The 13,805-nt window shown below is 36.8% G+C and carries 10 protein-coding genes; 8 read left to right on the top strand and 2 right to left on the bottom strand.

Annotated features, from left to right (window positions below; translation table 11 throughout):
* The first annotated feature begins 11 nt into the window (after positions 1–11).
* The 8 genes from B9Y81_RS09705 (at position 12) to B9Y81_RS09670 (ending at position 7,891) form a co-directional block, all read left to right on the top strand.
* Complete coding sequence (locus B9Y81_RS09705; RefSeq protein ID WP_058699771.1) at positions 12–3,092, top strand: efflux RND transporter permease subunit; 3,081 nt, start codon at positions 12–14, stop codon at positions 3,090–3,092.
* Complete coding sequence (locus B9Y81_RS09700; RefSeq protein WP_058699772.1) at positions 3,092–4,402, top strand: TolC family protein; 1,311 nt, start codon at positions 3,092–3,094, stop codon at positions 4,400–4,402. The genes B9Y81_RS09705 and B9Y81_RS09700 overlap by 1 nt, the downstream gene beginning before the upstream one ends.
* Before the next feature lie 11 nt (positions 4,403–4,413).
* Complete coding sequence (locus B9Y81_RS09695) at positions 4,414–4,659, top strand: transporter suffix domain-containing protein (protein WP_058699773.1); 246 nt, start codon at positions 4,414–4,416, stop codon at positions 4,657–4,659.
* Between the two features lie 48 nt (positions 4,660–4,707).
* Positions 4,708–5,097 carry a DUF2147 domain-containing protein gene (locus B9Y81_RS09690; protein WP_058699774.1) on the top strand — a complete coding sequence of 130 codons (390 nt, stop codon included), beginning with the start codon at positions 4,708–4,710 and terminating at the stop codon, positions 5,095–5,097.
* Between the two features lie 62 nt (positions 5,098–5,159).
* Complete coding sequence (locus B9Y81_RS15290; protein ID WP_176221476.1) at positions 5,160–5,807, top strand: hypothetical protein; 648 nt, start codon at positions 5,160–5,162, stop codon at positions 5,805–5,807.
* A 43-nt stretch (positions 5,808–5,850) separates the two neighbouring features.
* Positions 5,851–6,102 carry a hypothetical protein gene (locus B9Y81_RS09680; RefSeq protein ID WP_058699776.1) on the top strand — a complete coding sequence of 84 codons (252 nt, stop codon included), beginning with the start codon at positions 5,851–5,853 and terminating at the stop codon, positions 6,100–6,102.
* A gap of 93 nt (positions 6,103–6,195) precedes the next feature.
* Positions 6,196–6,981, top strand: a complete 786-nt coding sequence (locus B9Y81_RS09675; protein ID WP_058699777.1) for a patatin-like phospholipase family protein — start codon at positions 6,196–6,198, stop codon at positions 6,979–6,981.
* Between the two features lie 82 nt (positions 6,982–7,063).
* Entirely contained in the window at positions 7,064–7,891 is an 828-nt protein-coding gene (locus B9Y81_RS09670) for an RteC domain-containing protein (protein ID WP_058699778.1), read from the top strand.
* A 19-nt stretch (positions 7,892–7,910) separates the two neighbouring features.
* Here the strand turns inward: B9Y81_RS09670 and B9Y81_RS09665 are convergent, their stop codons facing one another.
* Both B9Y81_RS09665 and B9Y81_RS09660 read right to left on the bottom strand, forming a co-directional pair.
* Positions 7,911–13,295, bottom strand: a complete 5,385-nt coding sequence (locus B9Y81_RS09665; protein WP_058699779.1) for an N-6 DNA methylase — start codon at positions 13,293–13,295, stop codon at positions 7,911–7,913.
* A complete protein-coding gene (locus B9Y81_RS09660) occupies positions 13,282–13,719 on the bottom strand; it encodes a DUF1896 domain-containing protein (protein ID WP_058699780.1) in 438 nt (145 codons plus the stop codon). Before B9Y81_RS09660 ends, B9Y81_RS09665 begins: the two co-directional genes overlap by 14 nt.
* Positions 13,720–13,805: the final 86 nt, after the last annotated feature.

Raw genomic sequence — 13,805 nt, 5'->3', positions numbered from 1 at the left:
AACTATAAGAAATGGCAAATAATATTAAAGCAGTAGCATGGGCTATGCGTTACCATAAAGTTGTCTTTTTAGTAACGGCGTTACTTCTACTAGCGGGAATTGGTGGGCTTCTCTATATGCCCAAACAGGAATATCCAACTGTAAATATAAATCAGGGGATTATTGCGGGAATATACCCCGGAGCTAATTCAGAACAGGTCGCAAAACAACTGACCAAACCTTTGGAAGAACATCTTTTCAAATATAAAGAAGTAAAAAGAAAGGCTACCTATTCACAGTCTAAAGACGGTATTGTTTACGTTTACATTACCTTGAATGATTATGTAAAAAACAAGGATGAGGTATGGGCAAAAATAAGACACGGCTTAAATGAACTTAAACAGGAACTGCCTCCCGAGGTATTGGCGCTGGTAGTAGATTCAGAGTTCGGTGAAACTTCAGCTTTACTGTTTTCAGTCGAGTCCGAAAGTAAAACTTACCGACAGCTTGAAGGCTATTTGGAGAAAATAGAATCGAGACTAAGACAGGTACCCGAAGTTTCAAAGTTGACAAAATCAGGAGAGCAGAAAGAAAGGATAGCCATCTATCTAGATAAAGGAAAAATGGCAAAAAATGGCATTCAGGTTCAGGAAATCGGAGAAGTACTCTATACACAAGGACTGAAAGGGTATGCAGGTGATATAGATAACGGAGATATGTCAGTCCCAATCTATCTAAATACTGCGAATCAGACCGAACAGAACATTGCCAATCAAATTATCAGGGGTGATGGACAAACGGATATACTTCGGTTAAAGGATGTAGCGAATATTGTGAGAGAATATCCTACACCAGATAATTTTATCAAGAATAACGGAAAAAAGTGCTTGTTGATGTCTGTCGAAATGCAGACAGGGAATGATATTACCCGTTTCGGAAAGGAATTAAACTCCATCCTTTTAGAGGAAGGAGCCAAACTTCCTTCCGATGTTAAAATCAGTACCATTGTCGATCAATCAAAAGTTGTACAAAAATCAGTCGATGAGTTTCTGATCGAGATGCTTATAGCCATAATCTCGGTTGTACTTGTTACTGTATTTTTTATGCCCGTACGTGTTGCAGCAGTAGCAGCTACTTCTATTCCCATTACGATTTTTATCTCATTGGGAATTATGTATGCAGCAGGTTTCGAATTAAATGTTGTTACGTTTGCAGCACTCATAGTTGTACTCGGTCTTATCGTAGATGACTGTATCGTTATAGTAGATAGCTACATTGAGCATCTTGATGAGGGCATGTCCCGCTGGCATGCATCAATTGCAGGTGCGGGAGAGTATTTCAAATCTCTGGTTTCTGCAACACTTATCATTAGCGTTACGTTCTTCCCCTTTCTTATCACACTGAAAGGACCGAATAAAGACTTTATGTTTTCTTACCCGTGGACGCTTACAATCACACTCTTTGTTTCTCTTGCAGTAGCCTTGTTTATCATTCCTTTTATGCAGTATATCCTGATAAAAAAAGGTTTGCATAAAGATAAGGAAGACACCAAGAAAAGTTTTCTTGACCGAATTCAGTCAGGTTATGATAAGCTTCTTCCGGTATTCTTTAAACGTCCGGTATTAACCCTATCTATCTTAATTACTTCTGTGGTGTTGGCTATGTTAATGCTGGGAAATGCCAAGATGAGAATGATGCCTATTGCTGAACGTGATCTATTTGCAGTAGAAATTTATCTTCCACAGGGCAATTCTTTGGTTCAAACCGAAAAAGTGGCTGACAGTCTGGAAAAAGTCTTGAAAAAAGATGATAGGGTACTATCCATTACTTCTTTTATCGGAGCAAGCTCCCCTCGTTTCCATTCAGGTTATTCACCCAATATGCCTTCGAAAAACTACGCTCAATTTATTGTTAACACCAAATCAAATAAAGCTACAGAAGAAATACTGAATGAATATGCAGACAAATATGCCTTTCATTTCCCGAGAGCTTATGTTTTCTTTAAGCAGCTAGATAATGAGGTAGTACGCTATCCTATAGAAGTAAGATTGACAGGTGCCGATGAAACCACATTGAAATCCATGTCTAAAGAGCTGATCCGTGATTTATCTAAAATGGATGAATTCCTTTGGGTACATAACGATGCAGAAAATCCATCGTCGTCGGTACAGATAAATATAGACCAACAACTTGCTAATCGTCAGGGAATCTCTAACAATTCTGTGGCACAGGAACTTGGTGTGATTAATAAAGGCTTTGATATAACAAATGTTTGGGAGGATGACTACAAGATGAATATCACGTTGAGAGGTGAAGTAGACAGCCTAAGGCAACTTAATCGTTTAGGTGATATATATGTGCCAAACATGGCTGGTGTATCTGTACCGTTGAATCAAGTTGCCGAAGTTTCGCCTGCTTGGAGAGATGGACAGATAAACACACGCAATGGCATTTATACGATGTCTGTACTTGCCGATCTTAAGCGAAATGTAAATCCAAATGATATATTTCCTAAGGTAAGTACCTTGGTAGATTCCCTTCTTAAAAAAGATGACTATAAGAATGTTGAAGTTAAATATGGTGGTGTTTCAGAATCAAATGAAGAGTCAGTTCCGCAAACGCTTATTGCTCTGTTGATAGCCATATTCATCATCTATTTTGTACTTGTTTTTCACTACAAGAAAATCAGTCTGGCCAACCTGACGCTGGCATCAACCGTACTCTGTTTTTTCGGTGCCGCATTTGGAATATGGGTAACCGGATTTGAATTCGGAATGACTTCAGTTCTGGGATTCGTATGTCTAATCGGTATTGTAATGAGGAATGGTATTATCCTTTTTGACTATGCTGATAAGCTTAGAAAAAACGAGAAAATGACAGTAAAAGAAGCTGCATTGGAAGCTGGAAAAAGAAGGATGAGGCCAATTGTATTGACTTCGGTAGCCGCTTCAGTTGGTGTAATTACGATGTTGGTTGTTGGAAGCCCTCTCTGGGGACCAATGGCAGCTATCATCTGTTTCGGAGCACTATTCTCCATGGTCTTTATATTAACAATCCTGCCTGTTTCTTATTGGCTCGTTTACAGAAAACAGGATACTAAAATCGTAAAATAATGAAATCTCTTCACTATATATTTTTTGCCCTTCTTTTTTTGGCTACAAGTGCTGCTTCAGCACAGACTACATATACGCTGGAACAGTGCAAAGAACTCACGTTAAAGAATAACAATGCGCTAAAAGCTGATCGTTTGTCTATGGAGGAAGCATCTTTAACTAAAAAGGAAGCTTTTACCAATTATTTTCCAAAAGTAAGTGCCTTCGGATTAGGTTATCATCTTAAAGAAGGAATGATTGGCAAAGAATCCGCAGAAATGATAAACATGCTTGGTTCAAGTTTTCCGGGAATGCCCAATGTAAGGGACAGGAAAAATGGCTATATGCTAGGTATATCTTTAGAACAGCCCGTTTTTACAGGAGGACAGATTTATTATGGAAATAAATTAGCAGAGTTAGGCGAAGATGTCAGTAAATATCAGACTCAGGAAGCTGAAAAGAATTTACTAGTAAACGTAGAACAATACTATTGGACATTAGTATCCCTATATGAGAAACGCAAAACTATTGATGTAATGAAAAATCTAGCTGATAATCTTTTCAGCGACGTTAAAGTTGCTGTAGATGCAGGCGTTACAAATAGAAACGATTTATTGCAGGTACAGTTGAAACAGAACGAGATAAAGACAGCTAGTGTAGAACTAGAAAACGGTATCAGTTTATTAAAAATTCAGCTTGCACAGTTAATGAATGTAGATGGTGGTCAATTCGAAATAGAAACCAAGGATCAAGAGTATATTTCCAATCCCGTTACTCTCCTTGTGGATCATAACCAGGCCGTAACAAATACGAATATGCACAAGCTCCTAAGTAAAAACATTGAAGCTAAACAACTGGAAAAGAAAATAGAACGTGGTAAATTGCTTCCATACTTTGGTGTTGGAGCTGGATATTACCAATACAATGATATTTTTAAAAATAGAAATCCGTCTACTATGGTTCATGCAACTTTAACCCTTCCCATTTCAGACTGGTGGGGCGGTTCTTACAATCTCCGTAAAAAGCAAACTCAGATAGACAGGGCAGAATACGAGAAAAAAGATACTGATCAAAAGCTATTTGTGATGTTCCAAAGTTATTGGAACAAATTAAATGAAAATTACAATAAGTTACTATTGGCCAAACAGGCCATTGAGACAGCTGAGGAAAATGTGCGAATAAATAAAGACCAATATCAGAATGGGCTAAGCATATTAAGCGATCTTATTGATGCCCAGTCACTATTACAACAGAGCAGAGATCAGTACACAGAAGCATACACGGGATTTCTAGTTGCTAGATACCTCTATCTTAGAGAAACCGGAAGATAAATTATACAACAATGGATAAAAGCAATTTTAAAAAGACACTTGGTTTTATATTCTTTGGCATCACGCTCATATGCTGGGTTGGTGCACCCATAATACCATTTACTGATATCCCTAATAAGGCAATTGTGACAACAACGGTGGTTATTGTCGGCGAGGTATTTTTTGTATCAGCTATTGCACTTCTTGGAAAAGAATATTGGGGTAAAATCAAGCAGTGGTTCAAGAACTTATTCAGTAAGAACACCAAAGAAAACTAGGTATATTAATAAATTTTAAATGGTTCACTAATCAATAAAAATGAAAACATGCAAAAGAGCGTAAATTTTACAGTAATATTTTTGACAGCATTTCTATTTCTTATCTGCTCAGCTTATGGGCAGAATAAGGAAGATAAATTTACAGGAAAGTGGCTTTCAAAAGATAAAATGATAGTCGAAGTCTACAAAGTAGGAAAAGGTTTTAATATCAAACAATTAGAAGCTCCCAAACAGAAAGAAAAGTTAAATAATGGAAAAGTAGTGGCTAAGAACATACTTGAAACATCAAAAGGTGAATATAAAGGAACTTCAATTGACCTAAACGACGATAAAGAATATCAAAGTATGTGGATTATCAGTGATGGTGATGGAAAGAGTTTGACATTTAAGCTTAAATGGGGATTTATTTGGCATAGTGAAATTTGGACGAAATTATAGACTTAGTAATATAAATTTTAAATGTCAAATGATTGTATGTAATAATTTAAATCATTGGGAAAATGATCCCATCTAATAATAGGTGTTGTATAATAATTGCTTTTTTGTTTTTTTTTAGCAACTACGTATTTTCTCAAGACACCATAAGTAACAGCTATAGAGATAAAATAGAGATTACTACTTCATTTGGACTCAGCATCCCGCGTTCAGATTTTATGAAGCATAGTAATATTGGTATAAGAACGATGACTGGCTTCCAATATCGGTACAACAAGAGTATATTCTTCAGAGCCGTATATGAGATATCACTTTACAGTTTTACAAATAGTAGATCAGTCGATGGATTTTCCGTTATAAACAAGGGGAATCGCTCTTTAATCGGTGCGTTCGTAGATATCGGATCAAATACAGTTATTGGTGACAGAATTGAAATTGGGGGTTTTACTGGGTTTGGTTTATTATGGCTCACAAGCCCTTTTACCGAGGTTCAGGGAAGTGTTGCCAGTATCAATACGCGCTCGGAAACAAAAGCTTACGAGACTTATAGATTGGGTGGTTTTGCATCATATCGTGTTAATAAAAAATTTGCATTGTATATCGAATTACAGCATTTCAATGCTCTACGGCGTTCTCATGTCTTTGACAGTAAGCTTGGTGGTACCAATATCGCTTTAGGTTTTCGAACGAATTTGAGCAATCAAAAAAGATGACGGAACGTCAGTAAAAGCTCTTAGTAACAAAAAATAAAAGATTATGGATAAAGTAAATTCTAAAAAAATAAAGATCAACTGTTCTGTGGAGCAGGTTGTAGATATTTTTTTTCAGCTACATAACGAGCTCTATTTTGAGGGTAAGCCGTTAATCGGTGGCAATCCTGAAGACTTGGCAAGAATAATTACGAACTCTTTCCTAGACAGTGAAGGCAAAGCGCTAGATCCCTCGTGGGTTAAAACAATGTTAGTTCCACCGACACCTAGCAGGGAGTATAAGGTATTTATAATGTAATTCCTAAGTCAGATAAAGTCTCAAAAATTACGGACTAGAGACACTAATAATGTCGAATAATTATAATCTATAAGTAGGAAGGGGAATTGAATAATGATAGTAAATAATAAAATTGGGATTACACTTTCAGGAGGTGGGTTTAGAGGAATAGCTCACCTTGGTGTTCTCCAATGTATGGAAGAGTTAGGAATCTCATTTGATGCTATTTCAGGTGCAAGCGCAGGTGCACTTATTGGTGCCTTTATTGCGGAAGGCTACAGTCCTGCAGAGATTTTCAAATTTGCAAAAACAGAAAAGTTTTTCAATTACACAGATTTATTTCGAGGTAATGGAGGAATGTTCAGTCCAGATATATTTGAAAGGATTATTACCAAATATATCCCTCATAACAGTTTTGAGCAGCTCAAAGTCCCATTATATGTTTCTGTTACTGATTTGAGTAATGCTCGGTCGTTGGTGTTCAATCAGGGCTGCCTAAGTTTGGCAATTAAATCTTCATGTTGTTTCCCTATGGTCTTTGTCCCCGTCAATTATCATAATGATACTATATTATGCGATGGAGGTATACTAAATAATTTTCCTGTTGAACACATAAATGCAACATGCGGAAAGAGTGTTGGAGTGGATGTAAATTCTATTGAGATTGCAAGGGGACATATGGGATATGGTGAAATCATGGACCGCATTATCCGAATAATTACTTCAAAAATAGATAAAGAAGGAGCAAATTACTGCGACGTCTTTATACAGCCGGGAGAACTTCGAAAGTTTTCAACTTTCGACACAAAACATATGGATGAAATATATCAAATAGGATATGAACATGCTAAAAAATTTGAAGATGATTTGCTGTCTTTAAGACAGGATAATAACTGTTGAGTATAAAACATTAGTAGACTATTGCCTATTGGATAAATATCATATTAAGTTTCATAACTCAAAAATCGCAACAATTTAATAGATGAAAAAATACTGTTATGAAAAATTACAGCAGCTAAATGACCACCTAAATGATTTATCATGTGATAAAACAATGTTGCTTGCAGAAGACGCAATTGAAATTGCACAAAAAAAACTCAACGAGGTAAAGGAGTTTATCATTGAAAAGGGTTTTAAAGATGCTAATGAAGAAATCTGCTTTTTTAAGAAGATAAAACCGCAGTTTGTTGCTAAGTTGATTTATTACAACGGTATTTATAAGATTGAGGCTAAAATCCCTTATGGTGGAGATAAGGTAACGAAAAAGTATCTAAAAAATGAGATTACAAAATTGAAGCTATATTTTGATAATAATCTTGAGTTTTACAAATATTACAGAACAAATAGTACTTACCTAGATGATAAATATTTTTTGCGAGGGAAATATGATATCAAACTAAGCTTAGATAGTTATTATTTTGAGACAGATCATAGATTCTGTACTAGCCATGATTATAAAGTTGCAAAAATTTTAGCAAATGATCTTATCCAACTATATATTGAAGACAGAATTTTTGGGCTTTCAAACATTTCAAGTGCAAAAAGTCCACACTATTCTTTGAACTGGACAGGAAGTAAAGCTGCATTAGTTGAACTTATTTATGCCTTGCAAGCTCAGGGGGTATTGGATTATGGTCATGCTGATATCAAACAGATCTCAAGAGTGTTTTCAAGAATGTTTAATGTAGATATCGGTGATTTTTATCATACTTATTTAGAACTACGTAATAGGAAAATCAACAAAACCAAGTTTCTAGACTCTCTTAGAGATGTTTTAAGCAAAAAAATGGATGAACAGGACGATAAGTGAGAGTTTATTTATATTTACGCTAAAATGTATTTTTAGTACTTATATTTTTTGTCATTGAAGCAGTTAATTCTGGTAGCTTAGCCTCATTTTGAGTATCTTCCTGTTTATTTGATTGGGGTGTAATGGATAGTTGAATCTTACGGTCGATTGCGGCAAGTTCGGTTTTAAGCTCGCTCAGTCGACATTCTTTTGTCCATATACCATCCACTACTCCCTGAAGTATTGGAATATCTTTTTGAAAATCAGTTATATTTTCTTGCTCTTTAGCGATATAGGATGGTAGTTTTTCCAGTGCCCGCAAAAAATTCATTGAGGCAGTTTCCGGCTCTTTCGCCATTATTCCATTATTGAATGTATATTTTATATTTCCTTCGCCTTGTACAAAAAAACGGTTCACTCGAATATCGACTCCATCTTTTTCTGACATTTCGGTTTTTACCAATAATTGAAAACCATATAAACTTCCGATTTCTTCATAATCTCCACCTGTTCGGGATTTATCTGTTAATTCATTAAGGTTAGTACCTATTTGCTTGATGGTAGCAGTAGCAGGAAGACCTGTGAGCTGAATAGCGTTTACAATCGTACCATCCTGGTTCTTTTGAATACGTTGTTGCAGATTACTCCAATCAAGACTCATACGATCATGTCGCGACTGAGCTTTGTTAAGCTCTGCTGTGAAATCTTCAAGTTTATATTTAGCACTATATTTTGACCTATTAAATGCCTGTTTCTCACTTTCCAAGCCTGCAATTTGCTTTTCTACTTTCGCCTTGTCTAAAAGGTCAGTATTTCCTGATAGAATTGCTACGTATTCAGAAAAATTCATTCCTGACTTTTCATCCATACTTCCTTCATCAATAGTTCTCTTACCGAGATTATTTGATTTTAGCTGGTCTATGAATAGTTGTTTGTTGAACAATAGATTAAACTTATAACTGTCCAGTGATTTTTCTACGGCATAGATGACCACATCCACTTTATTATCGGCAAAATGCTTGGCTATTTCATTGCCTTTACGAATTGCCCGACCATCTCTTTGGGCAAGATCACTAGGTCTCCAGGGTGTATCTAAATGATGTATAGCTACAGCTCTCTTCTGTGCGTTGACTCCTGTTCCAAGCATACTTGTAGAGCCAAATAGTACCCGAATTTTACCTTCATTCATTCCCTTAATCAGCTCCTTACGTTGATTATCTGTTTTAGCTTCCTGTATGAAACGGACTTCGTGAGCAGGAATACCATGTGTTTCTACCAGTTTTTTCTTGATTTCAGAATACACGTTCCACTCTCCGGACTTGTAGGTCCCCAAATCAGAAAAAACGAATTGTGTTCCTTTTTGTGCATTAAACTTTTGGTAATATTTGGCGATATTATCGGCACAGTGCGAAGCCTTGTTATCAGGATGATCATAATAAGCACCACTCACCATACGCATATCCAGCGACATTTTACGTGCGTAGTCTGTTGCAATGAGCATTTTTGCTTTTTCTTCCGTTTTAGATAATGGCGGTCTTCCAAGCAAGGTAGCATCCCCGGATTTTGCAAACTGCATCAGGTTTTGTATAAATTTTGCCTGGTCTGGTGTAGGTGGAATATTGTACAGTATTTCCTTTTTCTCCGGTCGGTCAATCCCTATATCCTTTGCTGTGCGATAATCTGTAATTTCAGAATAGAACTGAGCTAGCTCCGGTACTTTAATAAAATAACGAAATCGTTCCTTTGCCACAATATTATTGGCTACAGAAAATTCATAATCCGTAGTTTTTCTTGCATAAATAGCCGCCCATGCATCAAAACAGTTTATACCTTGTTTTTCTAATGCCCTTGGTCTAAGATATTTGAATAACAGATACAACTCCGTTAAAGAGTTACTGATGGTGGTTCCCGAAAGAAAGGTAGCTCCCATGTCGGCATTGGTACGATCCTGAATAGTACGTATAGCAAACAATAAGTTCAGGGCTTTCTGACTACCATCTACATTTCCCAATCCTGCTACACGACTATGTCGGGTATTAAACATCAAGTTCTTAAACTGGTGGCTTTCGTCGATAAACAGATGATCTATACCCATCATTTTAAAATCTACAATATCATCTTTTCTATTCTCAATATCGTGTTGCAGCGTTTTAAGTTTTACTTCGAGGTTTTCTTTCCTTTTGATAGCTCCTGCAAGCATACCTCTTGTTACTTCAGCACCTTGCGATTGCATAGCATCAAGATTTCGTTCTACATTATCCAGTTCAATTTCAAGAATTTCCTTTTGTACTTCGGGCGATTGCGGTATCATTCCAAACTGATCATGCGTCAATATCACGCAATCCCAATCATTGTTTTTTATATCGCCAAAGATTCGCAAGCGTTTTTGAGGTGTAAAATCATCTTTCCCTGGAAACAGGATTTTAGCATGCGGATATGCAGTACGATAGGCTTCTGCAATCTCATGAACATTGCTTTTCAAACCAATGATCATTGGCTTATGAGCCAAACCCAGTCGTTTCATTTCCTGTGCCGCTGTACACATTACTAAAGTTTTTCCTGCACCGACTTCATGGTCGCAGATGGCTCCGTTATTCAGCTTAATCATCCAAACGGTATCCTTTTGACTTCCATAAAGATCATTTATGCCCAAAGCCTTGCGATCCAGACCAGGAAAATCCTGATGGCTTCCATCATAATTGGGGCGGACAAAACAATTGAACTTATCATTATATTGATCTGTAAGTCGTGTTTTGAACTCATCGTTTTGAGCATGGAGCCATTCAGTAAAGGCTGTTCTTATTTCATCAATTTTACTGTTTGCCATTTGTATGGCTTCCATATCCCTTACTTTAACCTCTTGATCTCCAATCGTAACTTTTTTAGTAATATCGGGTGTCGTGTTTACTAAAGCGTGTTTCAGTAACGCAATTCCATCAAATGTTCTGCTTTCCGATTTTACGGCATATTTTTCCCAAATATGTTGATTGCCCTGTTTAGAGGTTACGGAAAAATCATCTGAACTATCTGAATAGTGTATTCTTACTTCTGTGTCGAAAAGATGTGAGGCAAAGCGTGCGTAGATTCCGGACGGTATCCATCGCTCACCTAAATTAAAATCAAGTTCTTCAAACTCTATTCTTCTTGGTCGGGATTCTTCCAATATAGTTAAGCTTCGTGCAGCTTCTTTATCCTCAGGATTATTTTCAACATGGCTTCTAAGTTCGTGTGCCTTTTCAACCACATTTCCTGCAATCCAACGTTCCGCTATTTCGTATTCATTAGCTAACGGATTGTAATAAATACGGTCATTCAAGGCTTCTTTAAGAGCATCGGCAGACATACTGCTGATTTCAGACATGTATTCCAGATCTACAGTTCCGTATTTGTTTAATGAAGCTGCTAATGCTTCTTCTGGATTGTCCGTTGCCAGTGTAGAGATGGAAAAACTAACAGGATGACTAAATACATCGGCTTTATGTATCACTCCACCAATTGTACGTTCCAGATACGGTACTTCTTTCCCCGCACTATCCGTTTTAATAAGCTTAATATTATCAGCACTATTCAGGTTACCATACTTTCTTACAAAAGCATCATACAAATAGTTAAGGGTTTCTCTTTCTGAGTTATGTTCGGTTTGTTTCTCTGCTTCCTTTTGATAAAGATCTATGTAGGTATCCCTTATAGCAATATAGGCTTCAGCTCTTGCTTTCTGTGAAGAAGTCAATTGCAAAGGATGGAATATACCTGTTTTGTCAACTTTGTCAACATTTTGTAAATGACCAACCCAGCCATTGTTTACCACAAGGCAGTCATTACGGTGAAATGCTTGTATTTCCTGACTATACAAAGCAGGCTCTGGAAGTGTGTTTTTTAGAACTAGCTTATCAACAGTATCTTTTTCGTTTACCTGCGAAAATAAATCTCCGATTAGCTCTCTTGGCTCATTGTTTTTAGGTTTACTTATAGATTCATTGTTAACAGGCTGTACATAGGGTTGTTGCATACCACCACTGAAAAGATTGGTTTGCTTTCCAATCGGAGTACGGTTTCTGTTAAACTTTTTCTTTTGACTTTGGGCTGTTTTCTTTGGTGGTGCAATTACTGTTATAGACTCATCATCATTGCCAAATAAGTCAAAAATACTCAGCTGTTTTAGTTCTTGTGGCGGTGAAATTCTTTGTTGTTCCTGTTGGGTAATTGCTGATTCAATTATAGGAGGTGTAAAAATTGGTGTAACGGGAATTTCTATTGCCGGCTCCTCATTTCGTTCACCTTTGTATAAAGCTAAGTTTAAATTCCTACCAAAGTCTTTAGAAAGCATTTGTGTTAGGTCTTTAGCAATTCCATTTACACCATCATTGTGTTTATAGATCAAAGCGGGCTGTCCGTAAGGGTCAGTATCTAATTTACTTTCAGTATGTACAATCCTGCTGTTATTATAAAATAATGCATTCCCTGGTGTATTGTATACAGTCTGTTGACTTTGGCAAAACAGTTCTTCTGCTTCAGATAAGCTTTGCTTAATTGTATTCTTTTGTAGGATTATCAAATCAGAGCCTACTTCTGTGCCTGCATACTCTGTAAATAAGTTATTTGGCAATCGGATAGCTGACACCAAATTGTTGTTTTCCATTAATGCTCTACGTATCGGCTCATTCTTAGGACTATTTAATACTCCTTGCGAGGTAATGAAAAACTGTAAACCTCCTTCCCGAAGCATATCATTCCCTTTCAAAAAGAAATAGTTATGAATACTTCTGGCTGCTTGTACTTTTGCATAATCTTTACTTCGGGAATAGGATAAATCAAATACAGCAGTATCTCCAAACGGAATATTACTTGCGATTACATCATAGCTGTTCTGTTCTTTTTCGGAAATTTCCTCAAAGCCACTTACACGGATATTACTTTCTGGATAGAGGTGTTTTAGTATCTTCCCGGTTAATACATCTTTTTCATAGGCAGTAACCCTAGTCTCTTCGTTATCTGCAAAAGATTGTATGAATGCACCAATACCTGCTGATGGTTCCAGAAAATTCTGTATTTTAAGTCCACTATCTTTCAGAGCAAATGAGATAGCATCTATAACCTGTGGTGGTGTGTAAAATGCTGTTAGGACAGAGCTTTTCATACTGTCCACATATTTTCTGTACTGTTTATCATCAACGGAATTCTCCATTAATAGTTGGTGTAATTCCTGTGTAATTGGAAAAAGATCATGTTCGTTTTTTCGCCAATGATTGATATCTACTTCACTGGAGATAGGGTTCAATACGAACTTTAGACCACCAAATCCGCTATAATGCATCATTAGCAGTCTTTCGCCTGCGGTAGCTTGCCGCTGTTCCTTCTCCAATTTAAAAGCAGTACGTAAGGCTTCAATATTCTGTTGGAGATGAAGACGTTTACTGAAGCCCATTTTCCTCTATCCAGATTGAAATGGTACCGGTTATTTCTGTGTAGAGCTCATCAAACTCATGACAGTATGCGAAATCATCGGTTAATTCATATTTCAAGAAAACAGATTCACAGACGGGAAACATTTTTAGGGCAAATGGTTTCAATTCTTCATCTGCCATTAAAGCATCAAACTCATTGCAAACCACTTGAAAAATGGTGTCGAAACGGGAGAAATGTAAGCCTTCAAATAATATGTAATTGGCAATTTCACTACATTGCTCTATAGCGTTGCCCGAAAGAAATGCTCCTTCATAAGCATTTGCTGCCCATGAAGATCGTTGGTCAATAAATTTCTGGTCGCTTGCTTTTTCGGGGAAGCTGCTGTTAAGGTGTTCTTGCAGTCGTAGTCTGAAATACGACAAGTCTTTTTGCAGTGTACTCATGGTAAATTTTATTTAGAATTTTTGCGTAAATCCTAAAATTAGAGCAGTAAGGCAAAGTTTTTATAGAAGTGGTAGGATTTGGCTTT

The sequence above is a fragment of the Massilibacteroides vaginae genome, assembly GCF_900178525.1.
Lineage (GTDB): Bacteria > Bacteroidota > Bacteroidia > Bacteroidales > Tannerellaceae > Massilibacteroides > Massilibacteroides vaginae.
Note: the sequence above shows the minus strand (reverse complement) of the source record. Positions and strands in the feature narration are given on the sequence as shown.